The organism is Desulfosporosinus sp. BICA1-9 (assembly GCF_000802135.1).
In genome coordinates, this window is the sequence record NZ_JUEE01000260.1 from 1 (window position 1) to 17,609 (window position 17,609).

Annotated in this window: 16 protein-coding genes and 1 pseudogene; all 17 read right to left on the bottom strand. The window is 44.9% G+C overall.

Annotated elements, in window-relative coordinates; genetic code table 11:
• A partial coding sequence (locus tag JL57_RS32220) for a UxaA family hydrolase (RefSeq protein WP_034145957.1) occupies window positions 1-311 on the bottom strand: 311 nt, incomplete at its 3' end.
• Entirely contained in the window at window positions 301-597 is a 297-nt protein-coding gene (locus JL57_RS32225) for a UxaA family hydrolase (RefSeq protein ID WP_034145464.1), read from the bottom strand. The genes JL57_RS32220 and JL57_RS32225, both read right to left, overlap by 11 nt.
• Before the next feature lie 208 nt (window positions 598-805).
• On the bottom strand, window positions 806-1,522 hold the full coding sequence (locus JL57_RS32230) for a FadR/GntR family transcriptional regulator (protein WP_034145958.1): 717 nt from the start codon (window positions 1,520-1,522) through the stop codon (window positions 806-808).
• 199 nt (window positions 1,523-1,721) lie between these two features.
• Entirely contained in the window at window positions 1,722-2,648 is a 927-nt protein-coding gene (locus JL57_RS32235) for a LysR family transcriptional regulator (RefSeq protein ID WP_034145959.1), read from the bottom strand.
• Between the two features lie 200 nt (window positions 2,649-2,848).
• Window positions 2,849-4,287: pseudogene (locus JL57_RS32240) on the bottom strand (lactate racemase domain-containing protein).
• A gap of 41 nt (window positions 4,288-4,328) precedes the next feature.
• A complete protein-coding gene (locus JL57_RS32245) occupies window positions 4,329-5,258 on the bottom strand; it encodes a triose-phosphate isomerase (RefSeq protein WP_034145960.1) in 930 nt (309 codons plus the stop codon).
• Window positions 5,259-5,306: 48 nt separating this feature from the next.
• Window positions 5,307-6,167 carry a class II fructose-bisphosphate aldolase gene (locus JL57_RS32250; protein WP_034145961.1) on the bottom strand — a complete coding sequence of 287 codons (861 nt, stop codon included), beginning with the start codon at window positions 6,165-6,167 and terminating at the stop codon, window positions 5,307-5,309.
• Between the two features lie 20 nt (window positions 6,168-6,187).
• Entirely contained in the window at window positions 6,188-7,054 is an 867-nt protein-coding gene (locus tag JL57_RS32255) for an aldose 1-epimerase family protein (protein ID WP_034145962.1), read from the bottom strand.
• 200 nt (window positions 7,055-7,254) lie between these two features.
• A complete protein-coding gene (locus JL57_RS32260) occupies window positions 7,255-9,099 on the bottom strand; it encodes an aldehyde ferredoxin oxidoreductase family protein (protein ID WP_291300853.1) in 1,845 nt (614 codons plus the stop codon).
• Complete coding sequence (locus JL57_RS32265) at window positions 9,096-9,575, bottom strand: 4Fe-4S dicluster domain-containing protein (protein ID WP_291300854.1); 480 nt, start codon at window positions 9,573-9,575, stop codon at window positions 9,096-9,098. Before JL57_RS32265 ends, JL57_RS32260 begins: the two co-directional genes overlap by 4 nt.
• 35 nt (window positions 9,576-9,610) lie before the next feature.
• Window positions 9,611-10,804: a diphosphate--fructose-6-phosphate 1-phosphotransferase gene (locus tag JL57_RS32270; protein ID WP_034145963.1), complete on the bottom strand. Its 1,194-nt coding sequence runs from the start codon at window positions 10,802-10,804 to the stop codon at window positions 9,611-9,613.
• A 141-nt stretch (window positions 10,805-10,945) separates the two neighbouring features.
• Complete coding sequence (locus JL57_RS32275) at window positions 10,946-11,821, bottom strand: DMT family transporter (protein ID WP_034145964.1); 876 nt, start codon at window positions 11,819-11,821, stop codon at window positions 10,946-10,948.
• A gap of 4 nt (window positions 11,822-11,825) precedes the next feature.
• Entirely contained in the window at window positions 11,826-12,671 is an 846-nt protein-coding gene (locus JL57_RS32280) for a carbohydrate ABC transporter permease (protein ID WP_034145965.1), read from the bottom strand.
• A gap of 40 nt (window positions 12,672-12,711) precedes the next feature.
• Window positions 12,712-13,629, bottom strand: coding sequence for a carbohydrate ABC transporter permease (locus JL57_RS32285; protein ID WP_034145966.1), 918 nt, complete (start codon window positions 13,627-13,629; stop codon window positions 12,712-12,714).
• Between the two features lie 43 nt (window positions 13,630-13,672).
• On the bottom strand, window positions 13,673-14,794 hold the full coding sequence (locus tag JL57_RS32290) for an ABC transporter ATP-binding protein (RefSeq protein WP_034145967.1): 1,122 nt from the start codon (window positions 14,792-14,794) through the stop codon (window positions 13,673-13,675).
• Window positions 14,795-15,070: 276 nt separating this feature from the next.
• Window positions 15,071-16,189: a Xaa-Pro peptidase family protein gene (locus JL57_RS32295; RefSeq protein ID WP_034145968.1), complete on the bottom strand. Its 1,119-nt coding sequence runs from the start codon at window positions 16,187-16,189 to the stop codon at window positions 15,071-15,073.
• Window positions 16,190-16,201: 12 nt separating this feature from the next.
• On the bottom strand, window positions 16,202-17,539 hold the full coding sequence (locus JL57_RS32300; protein WP_034145969.1) for an L-fucose/L-arabinose isomerase family protein: 1,338 nt from the start codon (window positions 17,537-17,539) through the stop codon (window positions 16,202-16,204).
• Window positions 17,540-17,609: the final 70 nt, after the last annotated feature.

A 17,609-nucleotide genomic window follows, 5' to 3' on the forward strand; every position in this document is an offset into this window, starting at 1 on the left:
GCTACAGGTTTACCCGTCTCAGCAATTCCATCAGCAATTAGCTTAGCCCAGTTCGGTTCGATTCCGATGATCACGACAGCTGCAACGTTCGGGTTGCGTCCAGCACCAATTAAGGTTTTGAAGTGCAACTCTAGATCAGCACCAAATTGAAGGCGTCCATAAGGATGGGGAATTGCCAATGTTCCAGCTATATTGTGTTCCACTGCCAAACAAGAAGAATTGGATAAATCATCCACTGGGATAATTAGCACATGGTTGCGGATGCCGATACGACCATTATCTCTCTTATATCCTAAAATCTTAGTTTCCATAATCCCACCTCGCAGTTCTTAAGTTATGTGTGTGTACCCAATCGCCGATTTTAACATCTGCGGTTGCAACGCCTATGTTCTCACCATATTTAAGGATAGTTTCACCCTTCGTAATCCCTTGAAGTGCGATTTTGTGACCGAGCGGAATATCGTGGTTTGACTTCACGTGATATTCTTTACCACTATGGAGTTCAACCCCTAGTACTTCTTCGCCAGCTTGAATGTCTTGGATAGCAACGCCTACGTAGTCGCCATCATTGTGAACTAAAAATTTGTGGCTGCTCATGATAACCCTCCTCTTTTAAGATTTAACCACTCCTCACGCATTGTTTCCCCATTTTTTCAATGCAATAGTGGTATGTTGTATGTGGTATTACCATGAATAAATACTAACTCTTTTCTTTCCTTTTGTCAACAGGACATAAAAAAAGATTTACCTATTTCAATCCATCCAATAGAAATAAGTAAATCTTTTTCTTAAGTATTTTTCTAACCTATTCCCAGTCCTGCGGAGCATGAGCAACAGATTGAATAGCTTCTTTAACATTCGCTAAATGACTCAGCATTCTTTGATGTGCTAATTCCGAATCTCTTTGATTAATGGCTTCAACAATTGATTCATGATCCAGAACGGATAAACGTTGTCGCCCTGGAACCATTAGCACTCTGGCTCTATTTTCTCCGAGTAAATCTAATAGGTTTACCATCAGTCTCATCAGGACCCGATTACCTGCAGCCTCCACGATCTTCAAGTGAAATTCTGCATCAAGTAAAGCGAGTTTCGACTCACTCGTATCCCCTAATTCTTTTCCTTTACGAACAATATGCTCTAGTTGCTGAATATCCTGTTCGCTCGCGTTCTGAGTACACCAAATCACTGCTTGGCTTTCTATAACTTCCCGGACCTGAAATAGCTCTTCAACGGTCCCCCGTGAGATTTGAAGTAGGGAAGCTAATCGTGAGACATCTTCCTCTCCATCCACTTCGTTAATATAAGCCCCCATACCATGCCGGATCGTTACTACACCTAACCCAACCAGCATTTTTAGAGCGTCCCGGATCACTGTCCGACTCACAGAAAACATGATGCACATTTCGCGTTCGGGAGGTAACTTATCACCCGGCTTAAGTTCGCCGTTATTAATTACTTGCATAATCTGATTTACAATGCTTTCGGATAGGTTACCATAAAATTTAACGGGTTCAAACATAAGCGTCCACCGACCTTACTTTTAATACAATGGTATTATATCATACCCAGTCAACATATGTTTGGTACTAGGTACTCAAGGCAAAAATTCAACACTCCACGTTTGGGTTACGCTATTATTCCTGTCAAAACGCCTTAAAATATACAAAGGTCTGGCTGCTACCCTCAAAAGGTAATCAGTTAGACTCTCTTGTTTTAACTTAAACATCTATTCCCTTGCGGGCTGATTCACTCGCCGAAGTTAGTAGCTCATGAGTAAAAAGTTGTTCCGTGAAAACTTCCACTGCCTTAGACTGTTCATGGTTCTTTGATGTTATTAACGAAAAATAACGTGTTAAACGCTTCCCTTTTATCCGAATAGCCGTAAGTTCTCTAGCCTTTAATTCTTTGCGGACGATCCAATTGGAGACAAGGGCAATTCCTAGCCCAGCTATCACTGCTTGCTTGACAGCTTGACCGCTTCCCAAAATATATGATTTTTTAACCTGAATTCCTCGATCTTTAATTAGCTTGTCGCTGAAGGCACGAGTTCCGGAGCCGCTTTCTCTCAAAATCCATACTTGATCCTGCAGATGATCCGCGGTAACGATTGGCAGTCTAGCCAAGGCATGTTGATTAGGCACCACTAAAATAATCTCATCCTCCATTAACGGACGGATAATAAGGTCTGAATGACTGACTTCTCCTTCCACAAGGGCAAGGTCCAAATGGTTAGCTCGAACTGCATGACTAATCTCTTCCGTATTGGCGATTAACGTTTCAATCCCTACTTTCGGAAATTGAGCCGCGAATTCAGTCAATACAAAGGGTAAAATATACTCTCCAATCGTATTGCTTGCCCCAACTTTCAATCCCCCTGTGACCACATTCGATAACAAATCAATTTCCTCTTTGGCCTTATCATATAAAAGCAAGATGTTCTTAGCATATCCATAGAAAATCTCGCCTGATTGAGTAAGTTCCAAATGTTTTGGCGAACGATTAATAAGTTTTGTGCCAAGTTCATTTTCTAAATTCCGAATTTGTAAACTCACACTGGGTTGGGATATATATAGTTCTTCAGCAGCACGGGAGAAATTCTTGAGCTCCACGACTGAAATAAAGATTTTTAAGGGATCGGTGATCATTGACTACACCTCTAGTTTCTAATATCCGGCCAAATAGATTCGTATAATGATACTTCTTTTCCTACAATTCCGCAACGTCCTAAACCCTTTTACAATACCCCTTTTTCCAGACGAATATCCTTTTAAAGCCTAGACTCATCATGACCGCCGCCACAATCAGCCAAACAGCAGTGTCTCAAGAACATCCCTTCCGATAGGTTTTACCTCTCGATGCTGTCTTTCATTCCGAGATGTACGCTGGCAAGTTTAAAGGCTTTTGGAAGGGCTAGGATATTAGGGTTGCTTCCTACATATTTGTTGGCATCCATTAATGCTTCTTCAAAAGTAGCTCTCGTTTTCATTCCCATACTGCGGGCATAGCCTGGTTCATAAGCGCCAACGATATAGAGAGCGGAACAATGTTGTTCTACTATATGTCCGCAGGATATCATTGAGAAGGCATGATAAGGGTGGTAGCCATAATTGAAACGATATTTATCAATATATTCTTGATTATTTGCAAAATACTCACCGTACTTTTCAAGGTCAGGAAGTGTATTGTGGTAGTTTTTTTGGAAAAGGTCATACACCGCCCTGTAGGACGGAAATTCCTCATCATGAAAATAACCATTGCAGATTGATGAGCAGATTACCACACAGTTATCCTTCAATATCCTCTTATGTCTGATTATTTGTGCTGATATGGCCTGCATCATGAAAATCGGGTTGGTCCCCATTCCGTTTCCATAATGGAAGGCCTGAGGCATACCCAAAATCATCATATCATATTTCTTCTCAGCCCAAGGTACATAAGTCCTTTTGTCGGCAATTTCCCATGACAAGGGCTGTATTTCACCAGCATACCCCGTAAAAACCGCAATTTGTCTCTGGTATGTATCCAGCACAGCATCACAAGTAAAGAATTTTTTTCCATACATTTTTCCATATATCGTCCAATGGAATCAAACTTTCTGCGCATCAAGCTATGGTTGTTTACTGGAGTAAAGTCAGACCTATGCATCACATGAGGGACATGGTGTGAAGCAATAGACTTCCAATGTGTAATACCGGTAGCACAGTGCTTATATCCACCAGAGTAACCGCCATATGGGTTACCCAGAACGTGCCCAATCAGCACGGCTAGGTCAGATTCAAAAACCTCTCTATTCATGATTACCGGGTTACCCATTTCGTCATGACCAAGGTCAACTAGCTTACTCCAGTCCTCACTGTCATGATTGACGATCTGATTAGTCCACCAAAACTCATTGAATACCGTTTCACCTAAGAGGCTTTTGATTTCCTCCCTGGTATTTTTCCGATGTAAGCCGTTACTGCAAATAAGTTTTATATCTTTTTTTTCAACTCCGGCCTTGAGAAATTCCTCAATGATTATAGGGATTGATATCTTTCTGTGAGAGGTTTCTTGGACACCTCCCTTGACCCTATCCGGAAATACGATTGTAACCTTTGACCCTTTTTGTACTTGTCGGGAAATGGATGGAACCCCTATCGGATTAAGTATCGATTTTATTGTTTCTTCCTCAATGTTCTTAAGGTATTGTGGGTCTGCAACTGTTTCCCCAGGTATAAACACGTCCGTATTATCCGGTAAATTGGCTTCCATCAAACCTTGTCCGTATTCAAATGCAATTTTCACTGTGATTTGACCTCCCTCAAGAAACTTTTTTTACTCATTGCTTATTCAAGGTATTTGGAGATTATTTTCTTTAACTCTTCAGGATAAAATCCTATCTCACCCGTAAATCTTGTAAGAGCAACTAAACCGCCGTCAATAGTGTCTATCTTAGAGATAAGCCCGGCGTTCTCTTCTTTTAAGCCACCACCATATACAACTGGAGGCACAAAATTAAATTCTTTTGCAATAATCTCTTTAATATAAGCTGACACAAAGGCAATATATTCACTTCCCGGGGGTGTTTTTCCCGGTCCAATGGCCCAGATTGGCTCATAGCCGATAACCAGGTTACCATCCAGTTGAGCTTTATCAAACCCTGTTAATACGTTTAGCAACTGCTCTTTCAGGACTGCCTTGATTCGAGGCTTTTGCTGAACGAAATCTCCGTCACCTTTATCCTCAGCAGTTTCACCGATGCAAAACAAGACTTTTAATCCCCTGTTTATGGCACACTTCAGTTCTTGATTTAGTATTGTATCAACTGCAGCCTTGACAGTTTGTCGCCCAAGGTTGCTATCTAAACTCTTAGGATCATAGGTGATTATTATCCCCATCTTATCTTTTCTCTCTTCAGAATGCCCTATCATCGTCCAACTGCAGTTTAGACTTTTGGCTATAACAGCAGGCCTGTTGGTACTAAAAGCCCCGAAGTTACCACCTACTACGACATCTTCCCTGTAAACCCCCTGACACCCTACTGCTATGGCTTTCCTATCCGCTTCAGGGTAGGTTTGCAGACGTTTTACGGCACTAACAATCAAAGACTCTGGAAACATGAACGATATCAATACACCTTCAAGTTTACCAATTTCATAGTTTATACACTCGTCTAGAATCCATTCAATCCATTCATCTCCTTTTTCATAGGGACAAACTCCTCCCAAACTTTTAGGGACATCAAAACGTTTAAAATTGATGAATATTTGTTTCATAGTTACCTCCTCTAAGTTCTATTCCTCAATAAAGACCTACCTCTAAATTCATCGCGCAAAATTAACACCTGTTCCGAATAACATGAGCTTTTCCCGCACAGTCTGAGCTAGTTTCTCCTCACCAACCTTAATATGGCTAACAAAATCCTCTAACACCTGATTTAAAGATAGTGAGTCTGCCACTCCACTCATAAATGCCCTGCGCAATTCTGTATCAACATTTATCTTTGTAATACCTGCTTTAATTGCCTGCCTGATAGCGTCATCCGATAGCCCAGAGCCACCATGCATAACCAGCGGTATATTTACAGCAGCCCGGATAGCCTCAATGCGTGTATAATCAAGCTTTGGAGTTTCATGATACCAACCATGAGCTGTTCCGATTGACACCGCTAACCAATCAGTTCCTGTCAACTCCGTAAATTCCTTCGCTTCTTCCGGAGTTGTCAAATAAGCTTCGTTCTCACGTACTTGAATGTCATCCTCTACACCAGCAATCTTTCCTATTTCTGCTTCAACAACCACATCCTTTACTTGGGCCATGGCAACAACTCTTCTTGTATTTGCGATATTATCTTCCCATGATAAAGCAGATCCGTCATACATAACTGAATCAAACCCTTCTTCAATAGCCTTTTGGATTTGATCTAGGTTCCGGCTGTGATCTAGATGCAGATATACCGGAATCTCATATATGTCTTCATAAGTTCTGGCAATGTTAACCAGGACTTTCATGTCGAGATGCTGAAGGGGCTTTTGACCAAACATCAAGAGTACCGGAACAGCTAGTTCCTTTGATACATTAAGAACTGTTTTGATCATTTCTGCATTTTGAACAGTAAAAGCTGCTAGCCCATAACTTTTTTCACGCGCTTCGAGCATCACATTCCGAACATGCTTATTCATCATAATTCCTCCATTAATTTTTCTTATCCAATAACAATCTGGTAAGCACATCTAAATTCCTGTTCCTGTGCCAAAAAATGTATACCTTCTTTCTCTGAAATCTGCTTACTTTCTCCAGCACTATCAGGTATTCCGTACCAAGGCTCAATACAAACAAAAGGCGCGCCCTCCGGTTTGGTCCAGATGCCAATATAAGGAAAACCCTCAAAATGAACGGTTACGGATTTACCAGATTTCCGGCCTCTAAGAGTGACATATTGGGATTGTAAATTCTTGAAAATCAAAACGTCTCTAAACAGTTCTTGTGATAGCGGTAGGATGTTGTCTCCCTGCAATAACAATTCCGTCTGCCCTGATACTAAGCCCTCGTCAGTAAAATAGCGTTTAGCTGTTTCGGCTTTTTCAAAGACCAGGTCGTAGTCATCAAGCATTTCATCGGTTAATAGTGGGCAATTAAAGCCTGTGTGAGCCCCAATAGAGAAATATATGGGTTTGTCGTCCACATTTTTAACAACGTATTCTATGGTGACACCGCTTCCAACTAGCGTGTAACTGATATCAAGTTGGAATTTAAAAGGAAACTTAGCAAGGGTGGTTTTGTCATAATTAAGACGGTATACAACTCGGTCGGTTGCCGACTCAATTTCCTGGAACTCCATGTCTCTGGCAAATCCGTGCACGGTAAGACAATACGCGTTGTCACCTACTTGATATTGGTTATTAACTAGTTTGCCAACAATCGGAAAACACACCGGAGCATGCCAAGCCCAATATTTAGAATCCGCTTGCCAGATATATTCCGTTCCGTCATGTTTTGATATAAGGCTATGCATTTCGGCACCCTTTGATTTAACTGCAACCGATACAAATTCATTTTCCAGTTTAGACATCCAATTTTGCCTCACTTTATAAAATTTTATCCTGATTCTAGCCTTAAAAGCTTAGCTCATAAGCAAAAAAGGATGCAGTAGTTACTGCACCCGAGAGCTGAGAGCGATTAGTCGAGTCGACTGATCGCTCTTCGCCCGTCACCTCTAAAAAAGTAACTAGCTGTTAGACCTCTAACTTCTGGTCTCTTGGCACCATAGTTCTACAGTTTTTGTTGAAGAATCGATGCGAATTCTTCCAGCTCCAACCGTTTCAGGGTGTCGGCAGTCGGCCAACCTTCCGTATCATAGCCCATCAGACTATAATATTCCTCCAACATGGGTTCCAAGTCGACTTTGCTTCCCTGGCTGGGTCCATCCGGCACCGGCTCCTGTAGTGCACGCTTCGGTAGAGTATCATCTCGGCGTGTGAACCCTTCACGCAGGTTGAACAAGCGCTCAATCGCAATAATCTTCTCCGCGGCATACCTAGCTTCAACAGGTTTCAGGGTGCGCCCCGTTACCGCCCGATAAAACTCCATTTGATTGTCCAAACTCATAGCAAAACGCATCGATGCGCAAAGAACCAAGGAATCCACGACTACCATCTGTGCTTGGGTATCCACCACCATGGCGGCCTTACCCTCGGTAAGCAGGCGCCTAGAACCGTCTCCCGTCGTTTCCGCACCCATCGTTGGAGCAAACATATGGTGCCCCCCCCGGGTCGACACCGCATAGGACAGACCCATTCCGACACAGCCCCTGGGCTCATAGGTCGCAAATTCCTGTCCTTTGACCTGCATTGCCAGTTCCGGAACGCCAAAATGCTCAGCGGCTCGCTTGGACCCTTCAGCCAAGATGTCTCCCAAACCCTGGCGTTTCACTATCTGTTCCAACATTAGCAGCAGTCCTTCAGCACTACCAAAAGAAAGATCCATACCCCCTGTATCTTTCGTAGTAATAATCCCCTGCTCAAAACATTCCATCGCCAAAGAGACAGTAGCTCCAGCGGACATCGTGTCCATACCATACTGATCACATAGCTCCGTAGCCTTGATGATCACTGCTTGGTCAACAATGCCACAATTGGCCCCCAGCAGGCCCACCGTCTCGAACTCCGGGCCTTCGATCTTAGTGTCAATATATTTTCCGGCTTTAATTTTGCTTACTTTACCACAAGCTATCGGACATCCATAACAGGACATGCTGCCCTCATAATAATCCTTTTGCAGGCTAGCAGCATTAATCGCGCTGGCTTCGGCAAAATAGCCTGTGCTGAAGTTACGTGTACCCCAATAGCCCAACTTGTTAGTTCCATCGATCATTTCAGGTGTTCCAACCGAACGGCGAAGCTTAGCTTTAGGACTGGCCGCTAAGTCGAGGTATGCGTCTTCAGTCAGACGCCCGAGGTGTTGTCGGTCAGACACGCTCACTTGTCCTGTTCCACGCACGACTATCGCCTTCAAATTCTTGCTGCCCATCACCGCACCGGCACCGCCTCGGCCGAACTCGCGATGATAATCAGACTGGATCATCGCATAGCGAACCAGTTTCTCCCCGGTCGGGCCGATGCAAGCAGTGTGAATTCGGGTATCTCGGCACTCAACCCTAATAGCATCTTCTGTCGCATGTGTATCCAATCCCCAGAGGTGTGCAGCGTCACGCAATTCAACCTTGGCATCATTGATCCATAGGTATACTGGCTTAGAGGCCTGACCTTCAATGATCACAACATCATAACCGGCAAATTTGAATTCAGCAGCTAGGTGACCACCACAGAGTGAATACGAGTAGGCGCACGTCAATGGTGACCGAAATGCCACATTCATCCTGCCTGCTCCTGGGGTCAACGTCCCGGTCAAAGGGCCCGTAGTAAAGATTAGTTTATTGTCTGGACCCAGGGGGTCCGCGCCTGCGGTCACTTCCTTAGTCAGAAGATATGCGCCAACACCCCTGCCGCCCAGGTAAGCGGTATAGATCTCTACGGGTGTGGGCTCAGCGACACAAGTCCCTGTACTTAGATTAACCCTGAGGAGTTTCCCAGCCAAGCCATACATGGTCTTACTCACTTGGCCTCACCTCCACGCCAGGACCACAATCCTACACTAAGTCCGAGCGGATATTCTGGCATCCCCTCCTGGGCATCACCGTTATACTCCAGCACTCTTTCCGGACAATGCCTGACACATTGAGGCTCTCCGGCGCAAAGGTCACAAATCCGCACTTTCTTCTGGGTCGAATCAAAGCTGATCGCCTGGTAGGGGCATTTCCTGACACAGGCTCGGCACCCTGTGCATAGTTTTCGATCCACCTGAATGGAGCCGGTCGTTTCGTTCTTACACAGGGCATCGAAACGGCAGGCTTCAATACATGGTGTATCGACACACTGGTGGCAAATCTGAGGCAGGTTGCTGTATTCCGAATGCATTCTCTGCACATAAATTCGGCTTTGCTCCTCCTCTGAACCGTTATGCTGCCAGGTACACCATTGTTCACAAACCCGGCACCCGATACATCGTTCCGAGTGCACATTTATTCTACGCACTGGCTTCATCACTCCTTCGCAGAAATTCTCCACTTTTAACCCATCTTATTGACAAACTGTTCCGCCGCCAGCTCCCATACTTGACGAGCACTGTTGGCGTCCGCCAAAGGTTCTCCCATTTTATTTTGTAACCAAGTAGTAAAAGAGGGATCAATTCCACTCTCTGTCAAATAACAAGGATCGACAGGGCGTTCCAACCCTGCAATACCTTTCAGCTCGGCCAATTGCGCCTTACCGCCTTCGACAAAATCAATAGCCTCCGTCGGCAAGCCCAGCATGACTTTGCTCTTACCCTGGCCTAAGACTTCGACAGCCTGCCTCCCTAAAAATATAGCTTCCTGGCGGTCACGCTCACACACGGACCAAGTATTCGCCCGCTGCAAAATACCTAAAACCTCGCTTCGGGACGGAATTCCCCGGTTACGCAATTCGGAAGATAACATTTGCGCGGCCCCTCCCGGTACCTTGCTCCCGCCTATCTCAAATTCAGCAATCGGGTTTCCTGCAGCCGAGCGAATTCCTTCACTGACAACTACCAACATGCAAGGATAGTTGTTCAAATGTTCATTTACTTTAGTGAAAAAACTTTCTAAGTCAAAGGAGTGTTCCGGCAGATAATAATGGATCGGCGGGTAATCCGGTAAAGAAATTTGCGCTAGGCTCGCTGCCGCTGCCAACCACCCGACATTTCGCCCCATCACCTCTACAACCCGGACTCGTTCAAAATTGCGCATCGCCCAGAGATCCAGAGCTAACGATCTGACGGCTTCTCCGATAAATTTGGCAGCACTCAGATACCCTGGAGAATGATCTGTTCCCCAAAGATCATTGTCCACTGTTTTCGGAATTCCGACAACTTGAACATCTGGACAAGCTGCTGCAACTTGGTCAGCAGCCCACATTGTTCCGTTACCGCCGACTAAAACCAACTGACTTATTTCTCGCAGCTGCAGATTGCTGCGTATAGTTGACAAGCCTTCTGGAGTCAGTGGGTATCGTCCTGACCCCAGAACAGCCCCTGGCTGATTCTTAAGAGCTTCCAACTGAGCTTTGTCAAGTCCGCCTAAACACATGGCTCGATTTTTAATCAAACCTTCGATCCCGTTACAAAATCCCAGGATCTGATTATATTGGCTTGAAGAGGCTGCCGCCTCCAAAAAACCCGCCAAGCTCGCATTCAACACAGAGGTGGGACCGCCGGCTTGAACAATAGCTACATTTGCTTTCACGAAAAATATCACCTCCGAAATATTCGCTTGCTTTTATAATTTTTGAGTAATATTTTGAATTCAGTAGTCAGAATTCAGAATAAGACAACATGCCATTCTCATGCTGACTCCTGTCTCCTGAGGAGTTCTTTCTTCATAAGGTCAAAGGCCTACGGGAGACTTTTTGGCATGTACCCGGAAAACAAGCATAATTCCACCGGCTACCAACAGCATTCCTCCAATTTGAGTTAAACTGATGTCTTCGTGCATCCACCAGGAGCTTGTGACGATAGCAACAATCGGAGTAATCAGATGGACTACGCGAACTAGACAGGTTGTCAGTTTCCTTAATGAGCGATAATAGACCAAGTACTGAGCTACTTGCAAGAGAATGCTTATCAAAACCAACAACCATATCCCCATATTGACCTTGGGCAAAGCTCTTAGCTCTTCCATCCAAGCTGATCCTCCCAAGAAAACGATAAAACACATCCCGGAATTAAAATAAGCCACCAAAATACCTTCGACCTGGCCCAGCCTATGTTTGATAATCTCGGCATTTACTGCCAACAAAAGAGCACTTCCTAGGATTAAAATATCGCCTCCAGAGCCTATGCGGACTTCCCGCCAAGAGATTTGCAGAACCAGGCTGACACCGATAAGCATAGCACCCATCCCTGCCCACTCCAGGCGATGCAATTTCTGCTTCCAGATAACATACCCAATGATGAGGCTAAAGAACAAATCTCCTCGTAGCAGAATGGAAACATTGGCTGGTGAACTAAGCTTTAGCCCCCAGTTCTGCATCAGGTTCAGGACGGCAGCCAGAAAGCCTACCAAAATCAGCTCCGGACAACGTTTACCAGCTGCCCAGATCATACTGCCTTGGCGCCGTATTATTAACACAACGAGAAAGATAAGATGAGTTCCGCCCATCAGAGCCATACTAAAAAAGATAACTGGTACTTCGGATAAACAAACCTTTGCCAAGCTGAGCAGGACACCTACCAAAACCGCTGACAAAATACCTTCAAGCATAATACTAGCCTTTCACAGCGCCCCCGGTCAGACCTTCGACGAGATAGCGTTGCAGGAGGATGAAAATGATGAGCACAGGAAGTGTGGTAATGAAGGATGCCGCCATCATCCCGCTCCAGTCACTTTTGAACTGTCCGGAGAAGGCCATAACCATCCCGGCTGGCAGGGTTTTCATGGCGATTTCATTAGTAAGTGTTAAGGGAAAGAGTAAGTTATTCCAAGCATCGAGGAAGGCAAAGATACCTGTAGCCACAATCCCGGGAGTTATCAGAGGCAACACTACAAGCCGCATTGCTTGCATACGACTGCATCCGTCGACCATCGCAGCTTGTTCGACTTCTACCGGAACTGAATCGATAAATCCTTTGATCATCCAAATCCCGAAGGGTAGTGCAAAGGAGGTGAAAGCGATGACCATGCCCAAGTAAGTGTTCAGTAAATGAGCTTTTACATAAAGGAGGTAAAGTGGAGCCAGCATGACAACTAAAGGAAACATCTGCGTCACCAGCACACTCACGAGTATTTGGTCGCGGAACCGGAACTTTAGACGGGATAAGGCATATCCCGCAAAGGTGGCTAGCACAATGGTCAAGACAACTGTTAATAAAGCAGTGAGAAAACTATTAAAGAAAAAGCGAGGAATTGGGTTGATTCCCGAAGCTAAGCCAATGTAATTCTCCAAAGTCGGGTGCGAAGGCCATATTTCCGGAGGCATCTTAAAGACATCCAAGTTCGTTTTAAAGGAAGTCGATAACATCCAGAAGATCGGAAACAAGGTCCAAATCATGATAATTGCCACTGAGCCCCACACAAATGCAGCCCAGCCCAATGATAATCGCCGTCGAAACATCCATTAACCCCCTCTTACACTATTCTTCCGCTAAAAATGATTACAATGAATCCTGCTTAGTAAGAACTTTTATATAGAGACTTGAAAGCCCCAATAACACCAGACACCAGACAACACCAACAGCAGAGGCATAACCGATATTGAACTGTTCAAAGGCGAGACGGTAAATATAGATGACAAAAGTCGTCGTGGAGTAGACCGGGCCACCACCAGTCATGGTGTAGATTAAAGGAAAGTTATTGAAATTACGGATAACCATTAATAAGCTGGTGATGATTAGAATCCCGCGCAAGTGTGGTAATGTGACGTGAACGAATTCCTGCCACCGCCCTGCCCCTTCAACGATCGCAGCTTCTTTAGTCTCTGCTGGAATTGCCTTGAGACCGGCCGTAAACATCAAAATGTAGAACGGAACTTGATTCCATATATTGGCAATAATTACCGCAATCTCGGCTAACTGATCATCCATCAGCCAGGGCAAGAATGTCTTGATAATTCCGGCACGTTCTAAGATCACATTAGCTACCCCTACTTGGACATCAAAAATCAGCATAAACAAGAAACCTACTATTACGCCGGGAATAAGCCAGGGAACCAAGATTACTCCCCGTAACCCGGCTAAACGTTTCGGTAACTGATCCAGGGTGATTGCCCCGATTAAGCCTACAATCAGACTGACTCCAACAGAAACACCCGTAAATACCAAAGTGTTTTTTAAGGACAACCAAAAGACATCATCGTCGATCATCATGCCGTAATTCTTGAGAACACTGAGCTTCATCTCATCAGGTCTTGTTAACTCATAATTAAATAAGGACAGTACTAAAGAACTTACCAAAGGATAAAGTATGACAAGCCCAAGGACAAAAACTGAAGGAAAGATTAATTTTACATGAAGCGGTATCAGTATCTTTCTCATCCCCCTGGGTTTATCCTGGCTTTTCAGTCGATTCGCCATTGCAACTCCCCTCCTATGCCATCCGCATATCTAGCTTTTCTAACTAAAACATCTTACCGTCGACAACCGTCGTAGTCATGATCCTCTGTTGGCTAAGCGCATCAAACAAGTGAATATTTCCCTGATGAGGTTTCACTTTAACTATGGATCCTACCTGAGGTTCCTCTTCATATCCATTTTGCTTGATCACAATTTCCTCACCGTCACCTAGCCTAGCATGGATAATAATCTCTGCTCCGATATGTTCCACAACCTCGACCTTGCACAACAGGCAGTTCTTGGTCTCAGTCGGGTCGACTTGGGTAAGCCCTTCCGGACGAATTCCCAAGAAGGCCTCAGATTTCCCGTTCCATGTCGATTTCTCTTGAAGAGGCAGCTCGATTGTAAGATCTGGAGCCTGAAAATTCAGGTTATTGCCGATAACTTCCACTGTACCCTTGATGAAATTCATCGGTGGTGACCCGACAAAACCCGCGACAAATTTGCTGGCCGGGTAACCATAGATTTCTTTGGGGGAACCAACTTGTTGGACTAATCCGTCCTTCATCACTACGAGGCGTGAGCCCATCGTCATGGCTTCGATCTGATCATGAGTTACATAAATGACCGTAGTTTTGAGCTTTTGGTGAAGCTTAATCAGTTCCGCCCTAGTCTGGACGCGCAGTTTGGCATCAAGATTACTTAGAGGCTCGTCCATTAAGAAAACCTGGGGATGCCTGACAATGGCCCGTCCTAAAGCAACCCTTTGCCGTTGTCCGCCGGATAATTCTTTGGGGAAACGATCAAGGTACTGCGATATGCCCAGCATCTCGGCAGTCTCTCTAACTGCTGCATCAATCTCCTGCTTGGGCCTTTTTCTGATACGTAAACCGAAAGCCATGTTGTCATAAACATTTTTATGAGGATATAAGGCATAGCTCTGGAAAACCATAGCTATATCCCGATCTTTTGGTTCAAGCTTCGTAACATTGCGTTCACCGATGAAAATGTTACCCGCGGATGGTAGCTCCAACCCGCAGATCATCCGCAAAGTTGTCGTCTTTCCACATCCGGAAGGTCCGACGAGGACCAGAAACTCTCCATCCTTAATTTCGAGATCTGTCGGCTCTACAGCTGTTGTAGTGCCGTAGACTTTCGAGACACCTTGCAACTTAACTCCTGCCAATTATTTTCCCTCCCAAGTTAATCTAAATTTAATGAATTGGGTCAGAAGGTTTAAAATATCTTACTAAAACTTATGCCCAAACGATTACGGATTAAGTCTTCTTTTTCTTTCGGAGCGGATAGGGTTGCACGCCAGGCAAATATTTTTAAATATTGTAATATTACAATATTTAAAAATATAGTATTAGTAACAAACTGTATTTTATCCGGGGTGTAGTTCCATTCATCCCAATGCTGATGGATCAGGTTACAACTAGTCTAAATTATGGGTATCCCTTTATGCATGAATAGTAATGTTCTTTTCGAGAATGAGTGGGCGTTGAATATTGCTGTTACCCACTTTGACCGTTATGGTTGGCCACCATGAGGGTACTGTTGTTAACAGTTTGAGTCCGGTTGGCGTAACTAAGCAAGTATCCTCGCACTTGGTGTTCTCTACTGTGGGATTCCAGGCCATCATCTGATCGGCTTGAATGACCTCCTGCCCACCTTCACCTGCCCTGAACTCACGTGGAGCATAGCCAATGGCACCCCCTTGGTGATGACATTTCCACTCCTCGTGATGTCCGACATCTGTGTAAGTCTTAATGCTCTGCTGATATATCTGCTGACTGTCGGCACCCACAATACTGTTTTCCCAAAATGCCCTTTCTACAGCCAAGCAACTTTCATAGTTCTGTCGCAAAGCTTCCGGAACCGTTCCGAAATAAACCGACCTAGATAAGGCCAGATGCAGACCACCTTGTTCACCAACCAGACCAATAATAACATAGTGGCACACTCTGTTTGGTTCAGGTACCGGATGCCGGAAATTTGTTCGCTCATCTGCTCCTACCAACAGCACATTGGCTCGTACTCCTTGGTTGAGTAACCGGCTGGACAGTTCAGCCTGAATATTCCATTCCGAACAGCCAGGAACAATTGCCTCGCAGGTAGCAGCCAGTTCGACTGAACAGATCGCCGCCAGCTTCTCAGCCCTCTCCACCTCATGGACGGTCAAGCTGAAGCGGAGCCTCTTGAGCTCAGCCTCGATCACCGGCCAATTGCCCATAGGAATATCAGAACCAATTTTCTTACTACCCACTAATTTTTGAATTGCCTGTTGCCGATCCTCATACCATTCATAAGTCCAAGGCTCAAAACCTGCATCTGCGGCCTGTTCCTTCATTAACCTTTCGATTTCATTTTTGGGGGCGACGAGGAACTTACGGCCCTCAACAACCACCAAAGCAGCAGCTCCTGTTTCTTGACTCCAAACAACCCGGTTATTGCCCCCAGCGGTCAACCAGGCAAAATTGGCTGCTCGGGAGAGACAAATACCATCAAGCTGATTTTCTTTTAACAGACTTTGCAGTCTCTGTTCCTTAATAGCAATTTCTTCCCGCTTTTTAGACATTGTGTTCCTCCGTTAGAAATTAATCATTCGCAACCCGAGAAGCTCTGCTAGTTCTCTAAATTCACTAGTAAAATCTCCATAAGTCACAATATAGTGATGTTCGACTCCTTCGTACAAGATTGTGTCCAAAGTATCCTGCACAGAGCCGGAAATTTGAACAGGCAAGCTGTTGCCGCTGTACAGCAGATTTGTTTCAATACCATTTCCGGATCCAAGCAAAAGTCTCAGGTCTCCATTACGATCACTACTTAACCGACTTACTGTCACCGGGCCGCCTTTTAAGGGGAAATGTACTCCTAAAGGAATCTTACGGTTCGGATGAATCCCGGCTATAGGGTTTGTACCTGGGGCAATCAGTGAGAGAGGTCCATTACCGCAATGCCAAAAAATCAACTGGTTTTGTTCCTCTTCGGCACCGACTAAATCGGCAATAAAGTTAGCTTCGGAAGAGAAGTAGGACCCGATGAGCATTGTCACTGCTCCATTAACATCTGCCTCACAGGCAGCTACGATACCCTCATCGTTCAGACGACTGAGAGCATAACACACGGCTCCTCCAAAATTCGCCATAAATTCCGGCCAACATTCCACAGCGACTGCGTCAAGAGCTTTCTGGGCAACTAGTTCTTTAAGCGCCAGATAGGCCTGAACCGATTTAGTAGTAGCGCTCATTTCTAAGTTTTCCACTCCGGACAAATTACCGGTAAATGGCTGGATGTCTTTGATTTCAATCTCTTGAGCCCGAGAGAATATTTCACTGAGCGGTATATACTCGACGGCAATTCCAAATTGTTTACGCAACAATATTTCATTAAAATTTGATGGATAGTAACCTGAGGGCCGGTGCCCGAACAGCCCTATGCGTTTTCCTTTCAGCCACTTGACAGCTCCGGCAGCCCGGGCAAAAGCCGTGACTTTCTTCATAATCGTTGGGGAATCAGGACTACCATAAACTCCTTTAAATTTGATACCGGCATTTACGAGCGCGTGTGCTCCCAAGTTGAGACCGCAGAAAGAATTAAGGCTCAAGCGCCCACCCGTAGCTTCCTCCTTGGTCGCCCAAATCAAAATAGGTAAGTTGATATTACTAGACAGATTAAGGATCAAAGAGGCATCGCAGAAAGTTCCCTGCACTATAATTAGAGCATGCAAATCCTGACAGTTGTTGATCGATTCCGCGAGAGATAATGCTTCGGCATCTGTGGAAACAGGCTGCTCAAACACTTGAGTGGCAATACTTGCCCGTTCTAGGGCCACTTGAACATTGTGGAAGAAATCCTTAGCCAGATCCACATCAAATTGGGGTCTGACAAAGAAGGCTAGACCGATCTTTGAATTACTCTTAGTCATATTTTACACCTTTCATTCCTTTCTTATTAAACCCTAAGGGATTAAAAGTAACTATTAATGCTGGGCTTGA

Excerpts from the sequence above, each read along its gene's own strand:
- JL57_RS32225 (WP_034145464.1), bottom strand. The coding sequence starts at position 597 with ATGAGCAGCCACAAATTTTTAGTTCACAATGATGGCGACTACGTAGGC.
- JL57_RS32230 (WP_034145958.1), bottom strand. The coding sequence starts at position 1,522 with ATGTTTGAACCCGTTAAATTTTATGGTAACCTATCCGAAAGCATTGTA.
- JL57_RS32235 (WP_034145959.1), bottom strand. The coding sequence starts at position 2,648 with ATGATCACCGATCCCTTAAAAATCTTTATTTCAGTCGTGGAGCTCAAG.
- JL57_RS32245 (WP_034145960.1), bottom strand. The coding sequence starts at position 5,258 with ATGAAACAAATATTCATCAATTTTAAACGTTTTGATGTCCCTAAAAGT.
- JL57_RS32250 (WP_034145961.1), bottom strand. The coding sequence starts at position 6,167 with ATGATGAATAAGCATGTTCGGAATGTGATGCTCGAAGCGCGTGAAAAA.
- JL57_RS32255 (WP_034145962.1), bottom strand. The coding sequence starts at position 7,054 with ATGTCTAAACTGGAAAATGAATTTGTATCGGTTGCAGTTAAATCAAAG.
- JL57_RS32275 (WP_034145964.1), bottom strand. The coding sequence starts at position 11,821 with ATGCTTGAAGGTATTTTGTCAGCGGTTTTGGTAGGTGTCCTGCTCAGC.
- JL57_RS32280 (WP_034145965.1), bottom strand. The coding sequence starts at position 12,671 with ATGTTTCGACGGCGATTATCATTGGGCTGGGCTGCATTTGTGTGGGGC.
- JL57_RS32285 (WP_034145966.1), bottom strand. The coding sequence starts at position 13,629 with ATGGCGAATCGACTGAAAAGCCAGGATAAACCCAGGGGGATGAGAAAG.
- JL57_RS32295 (WP_034145968.1), bottom strand. The coding sequence starts at position 16,189 with ATGTCTAAAAAGCGGGAAGAAATTGCTATTAAGGAACAGAGACTGCAA.
- JL57_RS32300 (WP_034145969.1), bottom strand. The coding sequence starts at position 17,539 with ATGACTAAGAGTAATTCAAAGATCGGTCTAGCCTTCTTTGTCAGACCC.